This window comes from Rahnella sp. PD4 (assembly GCF_049199325.1).
Classification (GTDB): Bacteria; Pseudomonadota; Gammaproteobacteria; order Enterobacterales; family Enterobacteriaceae; genus Rahnella; species Rahnella perminowiae.
On sequence record NZ_JBLZQF010000003.1, the window covers coordinates 346,140 to 367,161 of the forward strand.

General features: G+C 51.6%; 25 protein-coding genes. 6 read left to right on the forward strand and 19 right to left on the reverse strand.

The features are described from left to right. Positions 1 to 97 precede the first annotated feature (97 nt). Entirely contained in the window at positions 98 to 1,270 is a 1,173-nt protein-coding gene (locus ACOZIO_RS10445) for a glycosyltransferase family 4 protein (RefSeq protein WP_421595249.1), read from the forward strand. A gap of 46 nt (positions 1,271 to 1,316) precedes the next feature. On the opposite strand, the gene mltC is transcribed toward ACOZIO_RS10445, so the two are convergent. The 3 genes from mltC to mutY all read right to left on the reverse strand — a co-directional run bounded on the left by mltC (position 1,317) and on the right by mutY (position 3,836). Beyond that, positions 1,317 to 2,396: a membrane-bound lytic murein transglycosylase MltC gene (gene mltC, locus ACOZIO_RS10450; RefSeq protein ID WP_129953049.1), complete on the reverse strand. Its 1,080-nt coding sequence runs from the start codon at positions 2,394 to 2,396 to the stop codon at positions 1,317 to 1,319. Between the two features lie 75 nt (positions 2,397 to 2,471). Beyond that, complete coding sequence (locus ACOZIO_RS10455; RefSeq protein WP_013576841.1) at positions 2,472 to 2,744, reverse strand: oxidative damage protection protein; 273 nt, start codon at positions 2,742 to 2,744, stop codon at positions 2,472 to 2,474. A gap of 33 nt (positions 2,745 to 2,777) precedes the next feature. Next, positions 2,778 to 3,836 (reverse strand): A/G-specific adenine glycosylase, encoded by a 1,059-nt coding sequence (mutY, locus tag ACOZIO_RS10460; protein ID WP_129953048.1) that lies wholly within the window; start codon positions 3,834 to 3,836, stop codon positions 2,778 to 2,780. A gap of 252 nt (positions 3,837 to 4,088) precedes the next feature. Here mutY and trmB point away from each other — a divergent pair, with 252 nt between their 5' ends. The 4 genes from trmB (at position 4,089) to ACOZIO_RS10480 (ending at position 6,893) form a co-directional block, all read left to right on the forward strand. Beyond that, on the forward strand, positions 4,089 to 4,808 hold the full coding sequence (gene trmB / locus ACOZIO_RS10465; RefSeq protein WP_129953047.1) for a tRNA (guanosine(46)-N7)-methyltransferase TrmB: 720 nt from the start codon (positions 4,089 to 4,091) through the stop codon (positions 4,806 to 4,808). Beyond that, positions 4,808 to 5,134, forward strand: coding sequence for a YggL family protein (locus ACOZIO_RS10470; protein ID WP_129953046.1), 327 nt, complete (start codon positions 4,808 to 4,810; stop codon positions 5,132 to 5,134). The genes trmB and ACOZIO_RS10470 overlap by 1 nt, the downstream gene beginning before the upstream one ends. A 76-nt stretch (positions 5,135 to 5,210) precedes the next feature. After that, a complete protein-coding gene (gene glsB / locus ACOZIO_RS10475) occupies positions 5,211 to 6,137 on the forward strand; it encodes a glutaminase B (protein ID WP_129953045.1) in 927 nt (308 codons plus the stop codon). Between the two features lie 24 nt (positions 6,138 to 6,161). After that, positions 6,162 to 6,893 (forward strand): DUF2884 domain-containing protein, encoded by a 732-nt coding sequence (locus tag ACOZIO_RS10480; protein WP_217139427.1) that lies wholly within the window; start codon positions 6,162 to 6,164, stop codon positions 6,891 to 6,893. A gap of 51 nt (positions 6,894 to 6,944) precedes the next feature. Here the strand turns inward: ACOZIO_RS10480 and ACOZIO_RS10485 are convergent, their stop codons facing one another. The 7 genes from ACOZIO_RS10485 to ACOZIO_RS10515 form a co-directional block, all read right to left on the reverse strand. Next, a complete protein-coding gene (locus ACOZIO_RS10485) occupies positions 6,945 to 7,646 on the reverse strand; it encodes a YopT-type cysteine protease domain-containing protein (protein WP_129991399.1) in 702 nt (233 codons plus the stop codon). A gap of 40 nt (positions 7,647 to 7,686) precedes the next feature. After that, a complete protein-coding gene (hemW, locus tag ACOZIO_RS10490) occupies positions 7,687 to 8,823 on the reverse strand; it encodes a radical SAM family heme chaperone HemW (RefSeq protein ID WP_129953043.1) in 1,137 nt (378 codons plus the stop codon). Continuing rightward, positions 8,816 to 9,424 carry an XTP/dITP diphosphatase gene (locus tag ACOZIO_RS10495; RefSeq protein ID WP_129991401.1) on the reverse strand — a complete coding sequence of 203 codons (609 nt, stop codon included), beginning with the start codon at positions 9,422 to 9,424 and terminating at the stop codon, positions 8,816 to 8,818. The genes hemW and ACOZIO_RS10495 overlap by 8 nt, the downstream gene beginning before the upstream one ends. A gap of 34 nt (positions 9,425 to 9,458) precedes the next feature. Beyond that, the gene (yggU, locus tag ACOZIO_RS10500; RefSeq protein WP_129953041.1) at positions 9,459 to 9,764 is read right to left on the reverse strand and encodes a DUF167 family protein YggU; all 306 of its coding nucleotides are present in this window, start codon (positions 9,762 to 9,764) and stop codon (positions 9,459 to 9,461) included. Further along, a complete protein-coding gene (locus tag ACOZIO_RS10505) occupies positions 9,749 to 10,303 on the reverse strand; it encodes a YggT family protein (RefSeq protein WP_112150889.1) in 555 nt (184 codons plus the stop codon). The genes yggU and ACOZIO_RS10505 overlap by 16 nt, the downstream gene beginning before the upstream one ends. Positions 10,304 to 10,393: 90 nt before the next feature. After that, positions 10,394 to 11,215 (reverse strand): pyrroline-5-carboxylate reductase, encoded by an 822-nt coding sequence (gene proC / locus ACOZIO_RS10510; protein ID WP_129953040.1) that lies wholly within the window; start codon positions 11,213 to 11,215, stop codon positions 10,394 to 10,396. Between the two features lie 54 nt (positions 11,216 to 11,269). Next, the gene (locus ACOZIO_RS10515) at positions 11,270 to 12,007 is read right to left on the reverse strand and encodes a YggS family pyridoxal phosphate-dependent enzyme (protein ID WP_129953039.1); all 738 of its coding nucleotides are present in this window, start codon (positions 12,005 to 12,007) and stop codon (positions 11,270 to 11,272) included. 22 nt (positions 12,008 to 12,029) lie between these two features. Here ACOZIO_RS10515 and ACOZIO_RS10520 point away from each other — a divergent pair, with 22 nt between their 5' ends. Continuing rightward, positions 12,030 to 13,052 (forward strand): type IV pilus twitching motility protein PilT, encoded by a 1,023-nt coding sequence (locus ACOZIO_RS10520; protein WP_129953038.1) that lies wholly within the window; start codon positions 12,030 to 12,032, stop codon positions 13,050 to 13,052. Here ACOZIO_RS10520 and ruvX read toward each other — a convergent pair. The 9 genes from ruvX to ACOZIO_RS10565 form a co-directional block, all read right to left on the reverse strand. After that, positions 13,043 to 13,471: a Holliday junction resolvase RuvX gene (ruvX, locus tag ACOZIO_RS10525; RefSeq protein ID WP_421595250.1), complete on the reverse strand. Its 429-nt coding sequence runs from the start codon at positions 13,469 to 13,471 to the stop codon at positions 13,043 to 13,045. The genes ACOZIO_RS10520 and ruvX overlap by 10 nt on opposite strands. Further along, positions 13,471 to 14,034, reverse strand: a complete 564-nt coding sequence (locus tag ACOZIO_RS10530) for a YqgE/AlgH family protein (RefSeq protein WP_129953036.1) — start codon at positions 14,032 to 14,034, stop codon at positions 13,471 to 13,473. The genes ruvX and ACOZIO_RS10530 overlap by 1 nt, the downstream gene beginning before the upstream one ends. 128 nt (positions 14,035 to 14,162) lie before the next feature. Then, positions 14,163 to 15,113 (reverse strand): glutathione synthase, encoded by a 951-nt coding sequence (gene gshB / locus ACOZIO_RS10535; RefSeq protein ID WP_129953035.1) that lies wholly within the window; start codon positions 15,111 to 15,113, stop codon positions 14,163 to 14,165. An 11-nt stretch (positions 15,114 to 15,124) separates the two neighbouring features. Then, a complete protein-coding gene (gene rsmE, locus ACOZIO_RS10540; protein WP_421595251.1) occupies positions 15,125 to 15,856 on the reverse strand; it encodes a 16S rRNA (uracil(1498)-N(3))-methyltransferase in 732 nt (243 codons plus the stop codon). 87 nt (positions 15,857 to 15,943) lie between these two features. Further along, a complete protein-coding gene (gene endA, locus ACOZIO_RS10545; protein WP_129953033.1) occupies positions 15,944 to 16,657 on the reverse strand; it encodes a deoxyribonuclease I in 714 nt (237 codons plus the stop codon). A gap of 93 nt (positions 16,658 to 16,750) precedes the next feature. Continuing rightward, positions 16,751 to 17,272, reverse strand: coding sequence for a SprT family zinc-dependent metalloprotease (locus tag ACOZIO_RS10550; protein ID WP_129953320.1), 522 nt, complete (start codon positions 17,270 to 17,272; stop codon positions 16,751 to 16,753). Between the two features lie 75 nt (positions 17,273 to 17,347). Beyond that, positions 17,348 to 18,742, reverse strand: a complete 1,395-nt coding sequence (locus tag ACOZIO_RS10555; RefSeq protein ID WP_015698489.1) for a sugar porter family MFS transporter — start codon at positions 18,740 to 18,742, stop codon at positions 17,348 to 17,350. Between the two features lie 308 nt (positions 18,743 to 19,050). Beyond that, positions 19,051 to 19,794: a fimbria/pilus periplasmic chaperone gene (locus ACOZIO_RS10560; protein ID WP_129953032.1), complete on the reverse strand. Its 744-nt coding sequence runs from the start codon at positions 19,792 to 19,794 to the stop codon at positions 19,051 to 19,053. Positions 19,795 to 19,815: 21 nt separating this feature from the next. Beyond that, positions 19,816 to 20,976 carry a CfaE/CblD family pilus tip adhesin gene (locus ACOZIO_RS10565; protein ID WP_129953031.1) on the reverse strand — a complete coding sequence of 387 codons (1,161 nt, stop codon included), beginning with the start codon at positions 20,974 to 20,976 and terminating at the stop codon, positions 19,816 to 19,818. Between the last annotated feature and the right edge of the window lie 46 nt (positions 20,977 to 21,022).

A 21,022-nucleotide genomic window follows, 5' to 3' on the forward strand; every position in this document is an offset into this window, starting at 1 on the left:
CCTTTAACATAATTATGAGAAATGTTTTTGCAAGGTCAGTGTGAATATTTTATTTATATTAGGGAGCTGCAAGCAAGATCCGAACACAATGCAATAAATGTTGGAATTTATTTCCGGCAAAAAAGGAATGATAATTTTGAATGGAATCGATCACAAATATGTTATTGCAATTACGGCTAACACAAGCTGGTATTTGTATAACTTTCGAAAAAATACCATTATGGCTTTGCTGGAGAATGGATATCAGGTAATAGCAATTTCACCTGCGGATGAATATACTCACCGGCTCGCTGAACTTGGCTGCCAGACGGTTCCGGTAAAAATAGATTCCGGCGGTACTGATTTTTTCAAAGACTTGACCACTTTATTTTCAGCCTGGTGTGTTTTGCGCAAGCACAAAGTCGATGTGGTATTGAATTTTACGCCTAAAAATAACATCTATTTTACGCTGGCAGCAAAGGTATTAAATATTCCTGCCATCAACAATATCGCCGGACTGGGCAGTGTTTTCATGAGCAAAGGCATGGTGAGGATAATATGCCGGCATCTCTACCGGTTCAGTCAGCGCTATGCGGCAAAAATTTTCTTTCAGAATGAGGATGACCGGGAATTATTCCTGACTGAAATGCTGCCTGATTATTTATATACCGAACGATTACCGGGTTCGGGTGTTGATTTAATGCGTTTCAAGGTAACACCGGCACCTGATGATGATGTGGTACGTTTTATACTGATTTCCCGAATGCTCTATTCCAAAGGGGTAGAACATTATGTTGATGCGGCGCGCAAATTGAAGAAACGGCATGGGCAGCGCTGTGAATTTCGCTTGCTTGGGTTCCTGGATGTTAATAATCCGGCCGCCATTAAGACCGAACGGATGGCCGCCTGGATTGAGGAGGGCAACATACTTTATCTGGGGACGTCAGATAATGTTGAGCAGGAAATCGCGCTGGGCGACTGTATTGTTTTGCCTTCCTTTTACCGTGAGGGGGTGCCGAAATCCTTACTCGAAGCCGGAGCGATGGGGAAGCCTCTGATTACCACGCGTAATATTGGTTGTCAGGACACGGTCAATGAAGGGGTAAATGGTTTTCTGTGTGAGCCACAGGATACGGGGTGTTTAACACGTGCGATGGACCGGATAATCAACCTTACCCACTCGCAACGTCTGGATATGGGCAACGAGAGCAGGAAAAAAATGGTCAGGGAGTTCGACGAAAAAATAGTCATTTCCCGCTATCTGACGGCCATTGAACAGGTTCTTTCCTGACACCGGCGGTTATTCCGCCGCCGGTGTCAGGCTTGCTGACAAAATGCTAGTCCACGCGGCGATAGCTGCGCTGCGTATTGTTGACTTTATACAGATAGCGGCGCGATTCTCCGGACGGATGTTTGGTCGTCAGTGTGGTATAGACATCGCCCGGCGACATGTTGTTAATGATGTTAAATGCCTGCGTTTTATTGCTTGAGAACACGCGTAACACGCTGCCTGCGCCACCGTTATACGCAGTAATCACTGCATAACGACGTGATGTCGGATTGCTGATGTTCCCCAGATAAACGTTTTGCAACATCGCCAGATATGCGGTGCCGGTATTGATGTTATTTTGAGGATCAAACAGATAGCTTCGGCTTGGCTTACCCCATTTCCCTTCTGATTTAAACACATCCACCCCAGCGGTATGCTGCACAACCTGCATCAGCCCCAGTGCATCGGCGTTACTCACCGCATACGGGTTAAAAGCAGATTCTGTTTGCATGATCGCCAGTATCAGTGACTGATCGACACCATATTTCGCAGAGGCTTCGCGGATCATCGGCAGGTATTTATGCGCACGCTGATTCAGGTGGTTTGGTACCATCTGGATCGTTACGGAATAAATGACATGCAGGCCGGACTGACGGCGCATCAGTTTGTTCTGGATCAGATAGTCGGCAAAGCTGGCGGCACGCCCTTCCCAGCGGATCGGCTGACCGGTGTTGTCGAGAACCTGACCGTACAACATCGGTTCCCGGCTGATCTGGATATCGTTGGCGTCTGAGTAGAGATCAACGTTGCCCGGGTCATCGCCCACCAGCAAGGTGCTGATAATGGCCTTACGCAGGCTGGCGGCCGGATCGGTGCCAGAAATGGTTTCAAGAGTAATGGTACCCGCATCAAAGTTAATATGGCTGCGGGTGTAATACTGATCGCTATATTTCACGTAGTCTTTCGGACCCGCGATCAGCACTTCATTCATGCCCCAGATGTTTTCGATGTTATGGGCGAACTGGCCCATCAAAATGTCAAATCCGTTAGTGTCTTTCACATAAGCTTCGTTGAACGAGTCTTTCTTACTGCCGGAGCAGGAGATCAACATGGGCGCGATAACCAGCAAAGCTAAAATTTTCTTCATCTTACAAGCCGTTTCTGATGAAAGAAGCAGGCGCCGGGGCACCTGCCTTAATGTTTCAACCATTATTACCAATGATTATTTTGAGGGCGGGGTATAGCCTTCGATATGAACATCCTGACCTTCAAACAGAAAATTCACCATTTCCTGCTCCAGCAATTTACGGTCATCCGGGTTCATCATGCTGAGTTTCTTTTCGTTGATCAGCATGGTCTGTTTGGCCATCCACTGCGACCAGGCTTCTTTGGAAATTTCATTGAAAATACGTTTGCCAATCTCGCCAGGGTACAACTGGAAGTCTTGCCCTTCGGCATCGCGCTTGAGAAAGGTGCAAAAAATCGTTCTGCTCATGCTAATTCCTTATCGATCGTTCTTTTAGGGCGGTTATTTGCCAGCGGTCTGCTTTGCTAATTGTATCAGCAGACGTTCTACCGGCGCGGCCAGCCCGACGGATTGTGGTTGCGCTAAGTTATACCAGAGACCCGCACCTTCATCCATGCAACCCGCCGTAGAACGTAGATTTAACCACATCGGAACGATATCCAGATGGAAATGGCTGAAAGTGTGACGGAAAGCGGTCTGTTGCTGTAACGCATTTTGCGTAACACCGTATTTTTGCAGCCCCAGCGCGAGTTCATCTTCGGTCTGGTATTGCGGGAAGCAGAACAATCCGCCCCACAGGCCGACGGGCGGACGCTGCTCCAGCCAGACTTTATCTTCCTGCTGAATCATCAGCATAAAGGCCGTTTTTTCCGGTAACGTGGTTTTGGGTTTTTTACCCGGGTATTTTGCCCAGCTGTGATGTGCGTAAGCTTCGCAACCTGATTTCACCGGGCATAACTCGCATTTCGGTTTGCTGCGGGTACAGACCATGGCACCCAGATCCATCATTGCCTGATTAAACTGTGCGACGCCTTCGGCAGGCGTGACGTCTTCACTGATCGCCCACAGTTTATTTTCGGTTTTTTTCTCGCCCGGCCAGCCGTCAACGGCGTAGCAACGGGCCAGCACGCGTTTCACATTGCCGTCTAAAATGGGGTAATGCTGATTCAGTGCCAGCGACAACACGGCGCCCGCCGTTGAACGGCCAATGCCCGGCAGCGCAAGAATTTCATCAAACGTCGTCGGAAATACGCCGCCGTGCTGGCTGGCAATAGTTTGGGCCGCTTTATGCAGGTTTCGTGCACGGGCGTAATAGCCAAGGCCGGTCCACAGATGCAATACTTCGTCGAGCGGTGCCGCGGCGAGATCTGACACCGTCGGGAAACGTTCCATAAAGCGTTCAAAATACGGGATGACAGTCGCTACCTGCGTTTGCTGCAACATCACTTCTGAAAGCCAGACTTTATAAGGTGTTTTGGCAATTTGCCACGGCAGCGTCTTGCGGCCATAGCGCTGATACCACTCGAGCACCAGCGGCGAAAAAGAAGGGGCTTCCATCATGGGTGAATTACAGTCCGGCAGGGTTAAAAGACGGGGCTGATCACATCACAGTTGCCGTCTGGCTGTAAACCGGAACTTTCCGCACTGTACGCACAGTAGTTAGTGGCCGATTTCAGTATTGACTGTTTTCCTGCCCGCAAGCCTTGCTAATCGGGAGTAAGTTTGGATAATGCGCCTTTCCTTATATTCAGTGACCCAGGCACAGGCATCCGCGCGCGGGTACCGCGTCTTGCCAATCGGAGTGGAAACACCATGAAAAACGACGTCATTTCACCGGAGTTCGACGAGAATGGTCGCGCGATGCGCCGTATTCGTAGTTTTGTCCGCCGCCAGGGCCGCCTGACGAAAGGCCAGCAATTCGCTCTGGACAACTTCTGGCCGGTAATGGGCGTGGAATTTCAGACAGAACCTCTGGCAATTGATGCCTTGTTTGGTCGCAGTGCACCGGTTGTGCTGGAAATCGGTTTCGGAATGGGCACGTCGCTGGTCACCATGGCTAAACAGAACCCGGACCAAAATTTCATCGGCATTGAAGTTCACTCGCCTGGCGTCGGTGCCTGTCTTGCGACCGCGCATGAAGAGGGTGTCAGTAACCTGCGCGTGATGTGCCACGATGCAGTCGAAGTGTTAGAAAAAATGATTCCGGATGGCTCGCTGGATATGGTGCAGCTATTCTTTCCTGACCCGTGGCACAAAGCGCGCCATAATAAGCGCCGTATCGTGCAGCCGGAGTTCGTTGAGAAGCTGCGCAGGAAACTGAAAGTAGGCGGCGTGTTCCATATGGCAACCGACTGGGAGCCGTATGCAGAGCACATGCTTGAAGTCATGACCGGTTTAGAAAGCTGGGCGAACCTGTCGCAGGAAAACAATTATGTTCCGCGCCCGGAATCCCGCCCGGTGACCAAGTTCGAAATGCGTGGCCAGCGTTTAGGCCACGGCGTATGGGATCTGATGTTTGAGAGGAAGCAATAATGGCTAAGAATCGCAGTCGTCGTTTACGTAAGAAGTTACACATTGCCGAGTTCCAGGAACTGGGCTTCTCTGTAAAATGGCGTTTCCCGGAAGGTACCGCGGTAGAAACCATTGATGAATCCCTGGATAAATTCATTGACGGTGTGATTGAGCCAAACAAACTGGCCTTTGACGGCAGTGGTTACCTGCAATGGGAAGGTCTGGTTTGCCGTCAGGACATCGGTCACTGCACTGATGAACAGCGCGCGCAGGTCAAAAAATGGTTAGAAGACCATAAAATGGAAGACGTGGAAGTCAGCGAGTTGTTTGATATCTGGTGGGATTAATTCCCGCAGATCTGCAGGATCGCTGAATGTAAAGGTGCCTCTGACAGGCACCTTTGTTACATCTGGAGGCTGGGCATTGGGTACTGAACTTGATAACAATTTGCTGGAAGATATTCTTGCGCAGGTCAGGCCGCTGATAGGTCGCGGTAAAGTCGCCGGTTATATTCCTGCGCTGGCGGAAGTCAGCCCCGATCATTTAGGCATCGCCGTGTGTACCACGAAAGGAGAAATCTTTCGTGCCGGTGATGCCGGGATGCGTTTCTCGATCCAGTCGATTTCTAAAGTCCTCAGCCTGACGCTGGCGCTGACCCGCTATCAGGAAAGCGAAATCTGGCAGCGCGTCGGTAAAGAGCCCTCGGGGCAGCCCTTTAATTCCCTGGTACAGCTTGAGCTTGAGCAGGGAAAACCGCGTAACCCGTTTATTAACCCGGGCGCGCTGGTGGTTTGCGACATGCTGCAAACCCGTCTGTCCGCACCCAAGCAAAGAATGCTGGAAGTGGTACGTCAGCTGGCCGGATCGGCAGATCTCAACTACGATCGGCACGTTGCGCGTTCCGAGTTTGAGCATTCCGACCGCAACGCCGCTATTGCTTATCTGATGAAGTCTTTTGGTAATTTCGACAACGATGTCATCACCGTTTTGCATACCTATTTTCATTACTGCGCACTGCGGATGAGTTGTGAAGAACTGGCGCGCACCTTTGTGTATCTGGCCAATAAAGGCCATCCGCTCGGCAGCGAGACACCGCTCATCGATGCCCGCCAGGCGCGGCAGATTAATGCAATGATGGTGACCAGCGGAATGTACGACGGTGCGGGTGAATTCGCTTATCGCGTCGGAATGCCGGGTAAATCCGGCGTCGGCGGTGGCATCATTGCCGTCGTGCCGGGGGAAATGTGTATCGCGGTTTGGTCGCCGGAACTTGATGCGGCAGGGAACTCTTTGGCAGGTATTGCTGCCTTAGAATTACTGGCGCAACGTATTGGCCGTTCAATTTTTTGAGTTTGCTGTCTTAAGGGAGAGTACATGTTAGTAAAAAGTGGAGTGGTAAAAGCCGGACTTGCTGCATTGCTGGCGCTGAGCGCGTGGAGCGCGCAGGCTGATTATCAATGTGCCGTACAGCCTAAAGATGACGTGATCATCAAGCCGCAGACCGTTCAGGTGGTCGGTAACAGCGGTGATTTGCTGATCACCCCCAATGGTAACGTGACCCTCAACGGTAAAGACATGACCCTGAGCGCCAGACAGCGTCAGGAAGCAATCGACTATCAGGCCGGTTTACGCCGTGACCTGCCGTGGATTGATCAGGGAGCAACGGCGCATCTTGAAAAAGGCCGCGTGGCGGTTGACCGGGTGATCGTCGAGAAACTGGGCACCGACAGCAACGTGCGTAACCGACTGGTGACACTCGATAAAAAACTGAAAGAGCAAATGAACCTCATCATCGAGCATCGTACTGACGGCCTGACCTTCCACCATAAAGCTGTGGATCAGGTTAAGCAGAATGGTCAGAAGCTGATGGAGCAAACCATGGGCGGTGTGATGCAGGACAGCATCAACGAGATGGGCCTCAAACAGGCGACCAGCGGCGGAAATCCGCTGCAGGCAATGATGGGGAATCTTGGCGGCCTGCAGCAAGCCATTCAGGAAGAGTGGAACAAGCAGGAAAAAGAGTTCAAAACCTTTGGCGATGACGTCTGTAAGCGTGTGACGAATCTGGATACTCAGCACAAAGCCCTGCTGGCGGCGCTCAGATAACAGTCATTTTATCGCCTCTTTAAAACACCTAAAGAGGCGATAAAGACGAAATTAGTGTGTGGTATTCACCATATGGTAAAGCGACCAGCGTTTAATATCAGGATAAAAAGTCGTGAATAACCCCTGAAGGAAGGTGATTAAATCACTTTCCTTTTTGAAGATAAATTCGCCTAAATTGGGATCAAATACTTTATATCGGTCCCTGGAAATGAATAACCCCATCGCGTGGCCTGCGTTACTCATTCTTATACTTAAATACTCAACTCTACCCGGCACGCATGAATAAACGATTTCACGCGCCGCGACATCAGTGAGACTGGAAGTTCCTGCCTCAGTGGTTTCTGATCTCGGGTTTTTCTTTTTTAAGACGTCAAAAAGATCTAAACCCAGAGGCCGGCACATTTCTCTGAGATGAAAATCGTTATAGGTTTTCATTTCCGAAAATAACAATGCGATATTAGTCATTCCCCTGACTACGCTTGCGCCTTCGGCACCCAGAACATAGTTTTTCCATGCATGATAATTCCCTCTTTTCTGGGCATACGTCAGTACTAATCCCAGGCAGGCTCCACCCGGGCCATGCTGGATGGTTTTTTTACTGGGCGGCATGATATTTTTTTGCCAATATCCCTGCCGCAAGAAAGGAACCTGGTGTCTGGCATTGCTTAAATCCAGATAATTGATTTGATGAAATAAAGAATAATCAGAACAATGGGTTGCAGTGGCTAATTGCATAACCTTTTTGAAACGCATATAACATCCTTGTGTTAATTATCAACGTAAATTACTTATATTACTCAGTCAGAAATAGCTCCAGCAGTGAGTTCAGGAACAGTTTCCCTTTGCCGGTGATCTGCCAGTGCGTGTCGGTTTCCAGCAGATATTCTTTGGCGATCGCGTCATCAAGCTGCGCACGAATCACCGATTCATCCAGCCCGGTATACAAACCAAACTCTTCGCGGGGTGCCGCTTCCAGCAAACGAAAACGGTTCATGAAGAATTCAAATGGCAAATCTTCAGTTTCGACCGGATGCTGTTTGTCCATGTAGCGTCCTTGCATATAGCCACGAGGGTGTTTGGTTTTCACGGTTCGCAGGATTTGCCCGTCGGGCTGTGTCAGCTTGCCATGCGCACCACAACCGATGCCGAGATAATCGCCGAAGCGCCAGTAGTTGAGGTTGTGCTGGCACTGATAACCTGGTTTAGCGTAGGCCGAGGTTTCATATTGCTGGTAACCGGCAGCAGTCAGTAACTGATCGCCTTGTTCGAAAATATCCCACAGCGCGTCGTCATCCGGCAGTTTAGGCGGACGCGAGGCGTACATCGTATTCGGCTCGATAGTCAGCTGATACCACGACAAATGCGGCGGATTAAGCGCGATAGCCTGGCGCAAATCGTCCAGCGCTTCTTCCAGCGTCTGATCCGGCAAGCCGTGCATCAGATCGAGATTAAAGCTGCGCAGATTCAGGCTGGTCGCCAGATGTGCCGCACGCTTTGCCTCATCAGGCCCATGAATGCGCCCCAGACGCTCCAGTTTCTGCGCATCGAAACTTTGTACGCCAATGGAAATACGGTTCACACCGGCGCGCTGATAGCCGCTGAAGCGGTCGGCTTCGACGGTGCCGGGGTTAGCTTCCATGGTGATTTCAGCATTGGCATCAAGCGGCAAACGCGCCCGGACGCCGTCGAGCAGGGTCTGCATGGCTTCGCTGCTCAGCAGGCTGGGGGTTCCGCCGCCGATAAAAATCGTCCCCACACTGCGCCCGCCGACCAGATGCAGGTCGGCATCCAAATCGGCCAGCAGATGCGCGACATAATCGTCATGCGGCACTTCACCCTTTAACGCGTGCGAGTTGAAATCGCAGTAAGGGCATTTTTGCACGCACCACGGAATATGAATGTAGAGACTCAGCGGCGGCAACTTACGCATTCTTCTGTACAGCCTCTTTCATCGCGGCAAGCAGCAGTTTCAGTGCCTGACCCCGGTGGGAAACTGCACTTTTTTCTTCGCGGGTCAGTTCTGCAGCGGTTTTCCCCAGTTCCGGTACGTAGAAAATCGGGTCATAACCAAAGCCGCCTTCGCCTGCTTCAGCAAAGGTAATTTCGCCCGCCCAGCTGCCGTGGCACACCAGCGGCGTCGGGTCTTCTGCGTGGCGCATATACACCAGAACGCAGTGGAATTGCGCGTTGCGCTGGCCCTGGGGCACATCTTTCAGTGCCACCAGCAATTTATCGAGGTTCTGCTGATCGCTGGCGTCAGCGCCTGCGTAGCGGGCGGAGTAAATCCCCGGCGCACCCCCGAGAAAATCCACCGCCAGGCCGGAGTCATCGGCAATGGCCGGCAAGCCGGTGACAGCCGCTGCATGGCGGGCTTTCAGGATGGCGTTCTCGATAAACGTCAGGCCGGTTTCTTCAGCGGATTCGACGCCCAGTTCGGTTTGCGCCACCACGTCCAGGCCGAAATCAGCCAGAAGATGCGCGAGTTCACGCACTTTACCGGCATTGCCGGTAGCTAAAACGACTTTCTTCATAAAAATAATGTCCTGAAATGAATCTGACTTGAAGTTATTCAGCGAGCAGTACCGCGACCTCGGTCGGGATATTTTGCGGATTCGTAATGCGGACTTGTTTATGGCGGCCCAGCTCGCCTTTTTCGATGCTTATCTGACTTTTGGCGACTTTAAACTGTTTTGAAAGAAATTTCACCAGATGCGTATTGGCCTGGCCGTCCACCGGCGGGGCAGTGATGGCGACTTTCAGTTCATCGCCATGCAAACCCACCAGGCTGTCGCGGCTGGCTTTGGGCTGGATAACCAGCCGCAAAACCAGCGCATCGGATTGCCAGAACGCCGGACTTAAAGCTGGAACCACAGTGCACCCAGCAAATCCATACCGAGATAATTCAGCATATACAGGATCAGAATCACGACCATCGCCGAGAAATCAATTCCCCCCATGGCCGGAAGGATGCGGCGGATGGGTGCCATCAGCGGTTCGGTCAGTTGCATCAGCAGGTAATCCATCGGCCCGCGTCCCTGGCTCACCCAGCTCATCAGAGAGCGGATAATCACCAGCCAGAACACCAGATAACCCGCGGCTTTGACCAGCCCTATCAGGCCAATCAGCAAGCTGCTCAGACCAAAGAAGATGGCACCACTTTGGATAAGCAACAGCAGCGGAAATTTGATCGTGCAAAGGATAAAAGCCAGCAACAGGCTTGCACTGTCAATCGGGCCCAGCGGCGGAATAATCCGGCGCAAAGGTCCGATAACGGGCTGAGTAATCTTCACCACGAACTGTGAGAACGGGTTATAAAAATCTGTACGTGCCCATTGCATCCAGATGCGCAGCAGCAGAACCATCACGTAGAGATCAATCAGTGTTTTGACCAGAAAAGTCAGCGTTAACATAATTCTCCTATGCCCTTCGTCTTTCGGGTTGCTTCTGCGTTGCCGCAACGCGAATGATTTTAGACAGTCATATTTTATTATTCGTTCTTGTCAGAACAGTTTTTCCATTTCCTGCGCACGGGCAATGGCGGCCTGCATGGCTTCGGAAACAATCTCCGGTAATTTACGGTCGGTGAAAACCTTCAGCGCCTCAAACGTCGTACCGCCTTTGGATGTCACATTCTCACGAAGTTGTGACAATGGCGTGTCCGGGCTGGTGGCTACTAAGGCGCTGGCACCGCTGGCAGCTTGCTCAACCAGCATCCGTGCGGTTTCAGCGCTGAAACCCAGACGCTGCGCTTCGGCCTGCATGGCTTCCATAAACAGGAAGAAATACGCCGGTGCGCTGCCTGCGGCGGCAATCACATGGTTAATACCTTCTTCGGTATCGACCCAGCAAATTTTGCCGACGGCGGTCATCAGTTCGCCACTGTAATCACGGTCTGCCTGAGATACCTGAACAGGCGCGTACAGGCCACTCATGCCTTTCCCGACGAGGGAGGGCGTGTTGGGCATAATGCGCACAATATTCAGATTTTCTCCCAGCAACTCGCAAAAACGCGCCACGCTGACGCCTGCGGCAATCGACAGTACCAGCTTGTCGCTAAAATCCACGTCTTTTTGCAGTGCTTTACACACATCGGCCATCATCTGTGGTTTTACGGACAAAACCACTACATCTGCCTCTTTTGCACAGCCGCTGTTATCGCTGCTGCTTTGTACGCCATATTTTTCAGCCAGCGCATCGCGATGCGTGGTGGACGGGGCACAAACGCTGATGAGATGTGCCGGATAGCCGCTTTCGACCAGGCCGGAAATAATTGCGCCCGCCATATTACCGGCGCCGATAAAACTGATTTTGCGATGTTGCATTCATGCTCCTTGCTTTTAATGGGGGCTGAATTGAGCCTATCAAGAGTAAAGCAGTCAATCCAAAGATAACGATGACTGTTTTACGCCGTAATCACGGGCACCGAAAATGGCGGTCCCGATGCGAACCATCGTGCTGCCAGCCGCAATCGCTGCAGGCATATCATCGGTCATCCCCATCGACAGCGTATCGGCCAGCGGACAAATACGTTGCAAATCTTTCAGTGCCTCACGCATTTTGCCGAACACTTCAAGCTGTCGCGCATAATCCGTTTCCACTGCCGGGATGGCCATCAGACCGCGCAATGACAGATGAGGCATCGTCATAATCTGGCGGGCCAGCTCTGCAATATCACCGATTGCGATGCCGGATTTGCTGGCTTCATCACTGATGTTTACCTGAATCAGCACCTGCAAAGGCGGTAACCCGGCCGGACGCTGTTCGTTCAGTCGCTGGGCGATTTTCAGGCGATCAATGGTATGGCACCAGTCGAAATTCTCCGCCACCAGGCGGCTCTTATTCGATTGCAGCGGCCCGATAAAGTGCCAGGTCAGCGCGGGCTGATGTCCGGCAAAGTGGGCAATCTTATCAACGCCTTCCTGCACGTAGTTTTCGCCAAACGCGAGTTGTCCGGCGGCAATAGCTTCTTCGACAGCGCTCGCAGGTTTTGTTTTGCTCACTGCAAGCAGGGTAATTTCTTCTGAAGGTCTGCCGCAAAGGTGTGCAGCTGTGGCGATTTTCTCACGGACATTCTGTAAGTTCTGCTCAATAGCGTTTTGCTGACTAAGGCTCATAGGGACTCAGGAGGATTTCAACATGGATATTGATGGATTAGTGGGACGTAGTGTAAAGCAAAATGCCTCAGATCTGCACCTTTGTACTGGCTATCCGCCAGTGTTACGCATTGACGGAGAATTATGCCGCTGTGAAGATCTGCCGGTGGTCGATGCCTCGCAGATGCTGGGGCTGACCCGTGAGTGGCTGGATGCGACGGAGCAGTATGCTTTACAGCAGGCCGGGCAGGTGGATAAAGCGCTTTCACTGGGCGATGGCATACGGGTACGGATCAATATCTTTCAGCAACTGCACGGGCTTTCTGCGGCACTCAGACCGGTGCCTGCCCGTTGTCCTGAACTGGCCGCTTTGCTGGCGCCAGATATCTTGCAACGCGTCATTATGCAGGAAGACGGCCTGATTTTGGTCACCGGCGCGACAGGCAGCGGGAAATCTACCACCCTTGCCGCGCTGATTGATCATCTCAACCGCCATGTGAAGCGCCATATTATTACTCTTGAAGATCCGATCGAGCTTATTCACACGGGCAGGCAATGCCTGATTCAGCAGCGTGAACTCGGGCTGCATACGCGTTCATTTGGCGAAGCCGTACGCGGTGCGCTGCGTGAAGACCCGGATGTTTTGCTGCTTGGTGAGTTGCGCGACACCGAGGGTATCCGGCTGGCGCTGACGGCGGCGGAAACCGGACATCTGGTTCTCGCAACACTGCATGCGCGCAACGCCACGCAGGCGATTGACCGGCTGGTTGATGTATTTCCGGCTGAAGAAAAAGCGTTTGTCCGTGCGCAACTGGCGGGCAGCCTGCGGGCCGTGATTGCGCAAAAACTGGCGGTGTCGGCAGAAAAAGACGGTAAAAAAACGGGAAGGGTAGCGCTGTTTGAAGTACTGACGTCCACGCCTGCTGTGTGCAATTTAATTCGCGAAGGAAAAAACCATCAGCTGGCGGATATCCTGCAAACCGGTGTACAGGCCGGAATGCAGACGTTTGCACAAAGCCGTCAGCAGCGGCAATGTGCAGGATTACTGGCGGAAAATCAGGAGTGATTCCATTGTTTCTCGAACCAGCTTTCCAGAATAATGACGGCGGAAGCAGCATCCACGCTGCCTTTATCCAGAGCACGAAAACCGCCGCGATCGAACAAATCAGCACGGGCTTCGACGGTGCTCAGACGTTCGTCATGCAGTTCAACCTGGACGCCAAAACGGCCATGCAGACGGTTGGCAAATTTACGTGCACGGGCCGTCAGGGGTTGTTCTGTGCCGTCCATATTTAGCGGTAAACCCACAACCACCAGATCCGGCAACCATTCTTTCAGCAACTTTTCGATTTTCTGCCAGTCTGGTGTGCCGTCCTGCGCTTTAAATGAGGTCAGCGGGCGGGCGGTGCTGGTCACTTCCTGGCCAATAGCCAGACCAATACTTTTAGTACCAAAGTCGAAAGCAAAAACCGTGCGGTTTGCCATTATGCATGCCCCGCGTGGGTGGCCAGTTGCCCGACGTCAACGCCGATCATTTTCGCCGCTTCTCGCCAGCGGTCAGCAATCGGTGTACGGAACAGAATGTCGCTGTTTGCTTCAATGGTCAGCCACGAATTCTCCAGCAATTCTTTTTCCAGCTGGCCCTGTTCCCAGGCGGCATAGCCCAGCGCCACCAGCACATCTTTCGGCTGAGCGGGGGTGCCCAGTGTTTCCAGTACATCTTTGGAGGTGGTGATCATGGTGCTGTCAGAGATACGGATGCTGGAGCCAAAACCTTCGCGCGGCGTATGCAAAATGAAACCGCGATCGTCTGCCAGCGGGCCACCGGAAAAAACCGGGCGATCAAGACGAATGCTCAGATCACGGGGTTCGGGTGTGATGTCCAGTTTGTCGAGCACGTTTTCAACCGTAAAATCGTCGACCAGTTTGTTAATCACCAGGCCCATGGCGCCGTCTTCATTGTGCTCGCAGATGTACACGACCGAACGTTTGAACTGGGGTTCATCCAGGCCAGGCATCGCAATAAGAAAGTGGTGTTGTAGATTCATGTTATGCAGGATGTTTAACCTCAGAATAGATATCAGTGCAGGCAGGCCAGTTTATTACGTCAGGCTTGCCAAAAAAAGCGGGTTATCCAGCAATGCTGAACAACCCGTTTACCGATGTTAATCTGCGCTTACTTTTCAGCCAGACGTTTCTCGATGGCGTCCATCAGCATGCCTGTGATGGAAATCGGGAAGGCGGCTTCGATTTCACGTGCGCAGGTCGGACTGGTGACGTTAATTTCCGTCAGGCGATCGCCGATAATATCCAGACCAACAAAAATCAGGCCCTTTTGTTTGAGTACAGGGGCTACGGTGCGGGCTATTGCCCAGTCACTTTCGCTCAGCGGGCGTGCTTCACCACGGCCGCCAGCCGCCAGATTACCGCGGGTTTCGCCTTGTGCGGGAATACGCGCCAGGCAGTAAGGTACCGGTTCGCCGTCGACCACCAGAACACGCTTATCACCGTCTTTGATTGCAGGCAGATAGTTTTGTGCCATGCAGAAACGGCTGCCATGTTCGGTCAGGGTTTCAATCACCACTGAGACGTTCGCATCCTCCGGTTTCAGACGGAAAATCGAAGCGCCGCCCATGCCGTCGAGCGGCTTGAGGATCACGTCGGTGTGTTCTTTATGGAAGGCTTTCAGCTGCGCTGCATTGCGGGTCACCAGCGTATCCGGCGTCAGTTCCGGGAACCATGCGGTGAACAGCTTCTCGTTACAGTCGCGCAGACTTTGTGGTTTGTTGACGATCAGCGTGCCTTTTTCTTCGGCACGTTCGAGGATATACGTGGCATAAATAAATTCGGTATCGAAAGGGGGATCTTTACGCATCAGGATGACGTCAAGTTCCTGCAGGGCGATATCCTGCTCTGTCCCAAACTCATACCAGCCGTCGTAATCCTGCTTCACGCTGAGTTTTTTAGTGGTCGCACGGCCTTCGCCGCTGCGCAGATACAGGGAATTCATTTCCATGTAATGCAGTTCATAACCACGACTCTGCGCTTCCAGCAACATAGCGAAACTGGTGTCTTTTTTAATGTTGATGGAAGAGATCGGATCCATCACGATGCCAAGCTTAATCATTTGGTTTCCTCTTAACCCAGATCGCCGAAACGAACCTGTAAGGCCGTTATCGCGGTGAGTGCTGTGGTTTCTGTACGCAGAACACGGGGTCCCAGCAGGATATCAGTAAATCCGTAGCCGGAGGTCATTGCAATTTCGTCAGCGGATAAACCGCCTTCCGGGCCAATCAGCAGGCGAACATGGCTCACCGGCAGCTGCAGGGTATTAATACTGTGGCTGGCGCGCGGATGCAGGTTCAGCTTCAGGCTATCCTCCTGTTCGCCACACCAGGCTTCAAGCTGCATCGCCGGGCGAATTTCCGGGATACGGTTACGGCCGCATTGTTCGCAGGCCGCGATGGCAATTTTCTGCCACTGCTGCAATTTTTTCTCCAGACGTTCACCGTCAAGTTTTACACCACAACGTTCTGAAAACAGCGGGGTAATAGTATTGACGCCCAGCTCGATAGATTTCTGGATGGTGAATTCCATCTTCTCGCCACGCGATATCACCTGGCCAAGATGCAGATTAAGCGGGGATTCATTATCTGCCAGCACGCCTTCGTTCAGACTGACGCGCACGCTCTTCTTATCAACCTGAGTGATGCTGGCTTCGAAGACCTGGTTGCTGCCATCAAAAAGCTGAATCGCCTGACCGGGCTGCATACGCAGAACGCGTCCGACGTGGTTAGCGGCATCTTCACTGAGCGCAATTTCGCTACGTGCGGTCAGGATTTCCGGATGATAAATGCGGGGTATGCGCATGTATGGCTGCTGTCCTTAAAATGTTGATGTGGGCTATTTTGGCAACTGTTGCCAGCCCTGTCGCTGACTATTGTGCTCTATAGTAGGTTAGCTTTTTCTTTGCGCGCAAGCCTGCTGAACGTAAGGGTTATGATTGCCTTGCACATTGGCAATACGGTTGTCGCGTTCGCATTCCCAGGCGGTCACCGGATACTGGCGATCCCATGCGGTAAACAACTGCGTCTGCTGGCGGGATAAATTCAATTTATACTGGTCACGCATGTAGAAATAAATGCGTGCAATAGCGCCCCGGGCGCGGGCTGGCGGCTCAGCGGCTTTGGCTTTAAAGTCGATTTTCATTTCGCAGCGGCCATACTGACCTTCACCCCCGTTCCACTGACTGTACATAAAATTGTTGCGGTCGCCGTTCACTTCGCCAATGGCCGGTTCAAGATTATGCAGGTCGGTTTCTATCTGGCGATAGCTGGCACTTTTTGCGCAATTTTTGCGCCCGCCATCCTGCCAGCATTGCATCTGGTGGCCGAATTGCCAGGCGGGAACCACATGTTCCCATTCGATCCGGTTGGCGCGTTGTTCACTTTTACGTACTGCGTAGCCGCAGGATTGCAGATCCGGTGTGCCTTTTTTCCCTTGCCAGTGGATAGTGCAGCCGCAATAAAATGTTGGCGCGCCCTGATTGATTTTAACAGCGGCGGCCTTGGCCTGACTGAAATTATTAATGGCATTGCCGGACTGGCTGAACGCGCTCAGCGGTGCCAGCGCACCGATAAACAGAAAAGATAAGAACTTTTTACGAAACATATTTCTGAAAGCCCCGAAACTAAAAGGCCGGAAGGGTAACGGATGAAAGGCGTCGTGACAATGGGACTTTGCTGCTAATGAGTGGTTGATAAATCAGCAATTAGTACTGCCGTTAGCGTTAAAACGTAACAGTTCACCGCAATGACGGCAGCGATACTCCGACTCTTTTCGCATTACTTTATTGTGGCGCCGCACGGTAAGCCGGTGATCACGACAGGCGCATATATACGGATAGGTTTTACTTTGTACGGACGCGACTTCGAACTTGTGTGTTCTGCTCGCTGACACACCCAGCACATGTTCCATCATCCAGCGCCACTCTTTACCATGCGGCGCAGGCGCGCGGCCAAAGCGGCGGTAGACCAGTAAATGGGCCAGTTCATGCGGAACAACTTCGTCGATAAAGGGTTGCTGATTTTCCATCAGCAGCACCGGATTAAGCCGGATTTGCCAGTGTTGCAGATACGCGCTTCCCGCGCTGGTACCGCGTTGCTGATAGCTTATCTCCGGCTCCGTATAATCGGTGCCAAAAAACTGATTTGCCATCAGGAGCTTTTCCCGCAGGCAGCGCATAACGGCTTGTTGCAGGGCAATGGGGAGACGTGTGGTTTTCATCAGGCGAAGGATAAATCTGGCGGGGAAGAGATGCAATATGGAATTCCTCCCCTTTGCAGGGGAGGAAGGAAACGCTTACTTACCGATGTCGCGCAGTGCTTCACCTTTCATCAGATTGCGTTCGATATGTTCCAGCGAGACGTTTTTGGTCTCAGGGATCAGCGCAATGGTAATGAAGATGAACACGACATTCAGCGCTGCATACACCCAGAAGGTGTTGGCATTGCCGAGGCTGTCGAGCATGGTCAGGAAGGTCGCGCCGACAATCATGTTGGCGATCCAGTTCGTTGCGGTGGAGACGGTGATACCAAAATCGCGGCCTTTCAGCGGCTGAATTTCAGAACACAGTACCCAGATCAGCGGGCCGGCACTCATCGCAAAACCGACGATAAACATCAGCAGCATAGCGATGGAGAAGTATTTCGCCGCATCGGATTCCACACCAATATGCAGCATGGTACCGAGCACGCCCATCCCTACCGCCATCACCAGGAAGCCCAGTTTCAGCGTCGGTTTACGACCCCAGCGGTCAACCAGACCAATGGCAATAAAGGTCGCCAGAACGTTGACCAGACCTACGATAACCGTGCCCCACATCTGCTGAGAGGTGCTGGCGAAGCCGGCGATACCGAAGATTTTCGGTGCGTAATACATGATGACGTTCATACCGGTGAACTGCTGCATCACCTGCAACAGAATGCCGAGGTAGACCGCACGACGGAAGTTCTTGTTATTGGTGAATAACCCCCAGCCGCTTTGTTTTACTTTCAGGCTTTCACGGATTTCATCCAGCTCGCGTTTCGCCTGTTCGCTGGAATCACGCAGTTTCTCCAGTACGCGGCGCGCTTTTCCATCATCGCCACGGGCAGCCAGCCAGCGCGGGCTGTCCGGCAGGAAGAAGACACCGACCAGTAACAGCAATGCCGGAATGGTGATGATGCCCAGCATCCAGCGCCATGCCCCGGTATAGCTGAACGCAGTATCAGACAGATACGCCGCCAGAATACCGATGGTGATCATCAGCTGGTACATCGAAATCATACTGCCGCGGATTTTCTCCGGTGCAATTTCCGAGAGATAAATCGGCGCGGTATAAGAGGCAATCCCCACCGCCAGACCCAGCAGAACGCGGGCGACAATCAGGATTTCTGCGTTAGGTGCAAAGGCTGAACAGAGGGAGCCGACCACGAACAGGATCGCGCCGATCATCAGACTGAATTTACGGCCCAGACGGAAGTTCAGCCAGCCGCTGCCGACAGCACCGACGGCGGCACCAAACATCATTGAGCTGACCACCCATTCTTGCTGGTGGTTGGTTATCTGAAAATCATGGCTGATGAAGGGCAGGGCACCAGCGATGACGCCGATATCTAAGCCGAACAGCAGTCCGGCAAGGGCAGCGAGAAAACAGACAAAGAAAGTGACGCTTTTGTTTGAGCGCTTTCCTTTCGTCGATGTTGAGTTATTCATCCGGTCTCCAAAATAATGCAATCGTGTTGAGTTTGTAATAATGCTTAGGCTGTTATGTTATTAACCCTGCACACGGCTTAACGTGAGCCCCGTCACAGTGTTGTAATCGTTTACACTAATAGGGGTGGTCGGGTGACTTGTTTTTTAAGGGTTTCAAACGGATAGCGTAACAGGAAGGGAAGGCACCTAAGATTAATAGCTTACAAATTGATTTATATCAATCAATACTGTGTATCAAACTTTTACATATGAAAATAACTTGTTAATTAATAATGAATTATTGCCTGTAACCGTTTTCATTATCGCTATTATCTGAGAGGGTAATTTTCCGTTTCCTGCCGTTGAGTGTAATCGTTGAAATACTCAATCCTCACATTTTCGGAAGAAACTGAACCGGGAAAAGAAAGCCCGGGCGGGAAAGGTTTACCCGGATAGACGTTTTTTTTCAGAACTTTCCACTGACATTGCGCCTCAGGTTTGTCGCTGGCACACAACCCGATGCGATTTACCAGAAGGTGGATATTGCCGGTGTTGGTTATTTCCTGAGCGGACGCATCCCATCCCAGTTTTGCAGTCTGTTTGGCGGGTGGCACCATGACCACCACGCCCCATACGATGGTCAGACTCAGGTCGCTGGTGAAGTTTTTGTTACTGCCTGTGTTTTTAAATTCTTCCGGTGTCAGAGACTGAAAATGTACGCGGTAGATTTTTTCTTCATTGCTGTCGCCGAGAACTACGATCCTTACCGGCTGGTTGTTACCGGCGGGTAAGCCAAATTTTAGTGGCGAGACCACCAGACTGTTGGATGTTCCCTGCGGCGCAGGCGTTTCATTTTCTTCAGATGTACCGGGGTTATGCACCTCGTTGATTTTTCCCTGAATGTACTGAGTTGTTTCACTTTTAGAACTGATCACCAGAGCGGCGGCATGCTGATCGTTAAGTATGACTTTCATCGGTGAAACGGTGATATTGGCAGAACATAAGACCGGAACCGCCAGGGTCGCCAGTGAGAGTATTTTGAGGCCAGAGGTGAGCCCGGGATTTTGCAGCATGCGAATAGGCCTTCTGTGAGGTTAATAAAGCGACGGTGTGAAATTAAGCTCAAGCGTTCCCCGATATCCGCCGGCATTTTTACTATTAATCTCGAACATTTGGGTACTCAATGTGAGAGGAGCCGGCACGCAGATCACGGGTTGGGGGAGACCCGGCAAATGTACCTGACGTATGTGAGCCTGCTGTATTTTGGTGAACGTCATCTGTGTTCCACGCGCTACGGTCTGTATCGTGTTGGTATCAGGGTTGAGAATATCAACTACATAATCAATACGATCTCTGTCATTACTCGCATTGCCTCCCTCACGGACCAAAGAAAAATCCATCATTGTTCGGTTTCCCTGACCGGTATAATTATCGTTTATCGTTAACATAAACGCGCTGCTGTTGGCGTTGTAACCATCGTACAGACAGACATCAATACTCGCGCTACCGATAACAGATATTTTGTTAATGCCGTTGCCTGGAAGCGGGCGCATATTTAAATTCACCAGCGGCGCAGCCTGGCCAAATTCGGGTAAATAGATCTGCTGGTTATTATTGTCAGTGACGTTGAGGGTGATACGGGCGTTCCAGTCGGCAAGTTTAATCCGCGGACTCCACTGCATCAGACTCATTTTTAAATTGGCTTCCCAGATACCACCCGAAGGAAGTTTGCTGAGTTCCTGGCTGGTTACATACACACTCAGTTTTGATTCATCATTAGCCTCCCCATCATTACAGTTTGCTTGCATCCCCGCGTAAACCTGGTATGGACCTCCCCACGGCTGTTTTGGGCTAACACCGCATGCATTGCCGGTTGTCGTATAAATATCGTGATAACCCGTGAGATTTATGATTTGCGTTAAATGGCTTCTTTTTTCGGTAAAAATAACAGGGATGGTCGTATTGCCATTTACAACGCCGGTGACGGAGGTGCTACATTCACCGTTGACAGGATTTGAAGACGATAAGCAAATCCAGGTATTTCTTCCCCATAACGGATCGTTATCGGAATCATAACCGCCACTTTCATCCTTCCAGATATCAAGTTGTGCAGGTGGCGATGATTTATCAAATGTTGCGATAACGGGGGTATCACGCCCTGTAGGTTCTACCCGCTCCGCATACGCGCCTGGCATTGTCAGTAACGAAGTACTGAGCAGGAGCAGTAATGATGTCAGACAAGTGGTGAGTTTCATTTTATTCCCAGGTATTTTCTGACGGGCACGTCATCTTCTCAGTAAT

Coding starts and splice junctions, on each gene's coding strand:
- ACOZIO_RS10505 (WP_112150889.1), bottom strand. CDS start 10,303: ATGTTAACGCTGACTTTTCTGGTCAAAACACTGATTGATCTCTACGTG.
- ACOZIO_RS10470 (WP_129953046.1), top strand. CDS start 4,808: ATGGCTAAGAATCGCAGTCGTCGTTTACGTAAGAAGTTACACATTGCC.
- trmB (WP_129953047.1), top strand. CDS start 4,089: ATGAAAAACGACGTCATTTCACCGGAGTTCGACGAGAATGGTCGCGCG.
- gshB (WP_129953035.1), bottom strand. CDS start 15,113: ATGATTAAGCTTGGCATCGTGATGGATCCGATCTCTTCCATCAACATT.
- ACOZIO_RS10455 (WP_013576841.1), bottom strand. CDS start 2,744: ATGAGCAGAACGATTTTTTGCACCTTTCTCAAGCGCGATGCCGAAGGG.
- mltC (WP_129953049.1), bottom strand. CDS start 2,396: ATGAAGAAAATTTTAGCTTTGCTGGTTATCGCGCCCATGTTGATCTCC.
- ACOZIO_RS10550 (WP_129953320.1), bottom strand. CDS start 17,272: ATGAAAACCACACGTCTCCCCATTGCCCTGCAACAAGCCGTTATGCGC.
- ruvX (WP_421595250.1), bottom strand. CDS start 13,471: ATGGCAAACCGCACGGTTTTTGCTTTCGACTTTGGTACTAAAAGTATT.
- ACOZIO_RS10480 (WP_217139427.1), top strand. CDS start 6,162: ATGTTAGTAAAAAGTGGAGTGGTAAAAGCCGGACTTGCTGCATTGCTG.
- ACOZIO_RS10555 (WP_015698489.1), bottom strand. CDS start 18,742: ATGAATAACTCAACATCGACGAAAGGAAAGCGCTCAAACAAAAGCGTC.
- mutY (WP_129953048.1), bottom strand. CDS start 3,836: ATGATGGAAGCCCCTTCTTTTTCGCCGCTGGTGCTCGAGTGGTATCAG.
- rsmE (WP_421595251.1), bottom strand. CDS start 15,856: ATGCGCATACCCCGCATTTATCATCCGGAAATCCTGACCGCACGTAGC.
- ACOZIO_RS10530 (WP_129953036.1), bottom strand. CDS start 14,034: ATGAATCTACAACACCACTTTCTTATTGCGATGCCTGGCCTGGATGAA.
- proC (WP_129953040.1), bottom strand. CDS start 11,215: ATGCAACATCGCAAAATCAGTTTTATCGGCGCCGGTAATATGGCGGGC.
- ACOZIO_RS10485 (WP_129991399.1), bottom strand. CDS start 7,646: ATGCGTTTCAAAAAGGTTATGCAATTAGCCACTGCAACCCATTGTTCT.
- ACOZIO_RS10515 (WP_129953039.1), bottom strand. CDS start 12,007: ATGAGCCTTAGTCAGCAAAACGCTATTGAGCAGAACTTACAGAATGTC.
- endA (WP_129953033.1), bottom strand. CDS start 16,657: ATGTTTCGTAAAAAGTTCTTATCTTTTCTGTTTATCGGTGCGCTGGCA.
- ACOZIO_RS10560 (WP_129953032.1), bottom strand. CDS start 19,794: ATGCTGCAAAATCCCGGGCTCACCTCTGGCCTCAAAATACTCTCACTG.
- ACOZIO_RS10520 (WP_129953038.1), top strand. CDS start 12,030: ATGGATATTGATGGATTAGTGGGACGTAGTGTAAAGCAAAATGCCTCA.
- ACOZIO_RS10445 (WP_421595249.1), top strand. CDS start 98: ATGTTGGAATTTATTTCCGGCAAAAAAGGAATGATAATTTTGAATGGA.
- hemW (WP_129953043.1), bottom strand. CDS start 8,823: ATGCGTAAGTTGCCGCCGCTGAGTCTCTACATTCATATTCCGTGGTGC.
- ACOZIO_RS10565 (WP_129953031.1), bottom strand. CDS start 20,976: ATGAAACTCACCACTTGTCTGACATCATTACTGCTCCTGCTCAGTACT.
- ACOZIO_RS10495 (WP_129991401.1), bottom strand. CDS start 9,424: ATGAAGAAAGTCGTTTTAGCTACCGGCAATGCCGGTAAAGTGCGTGAA.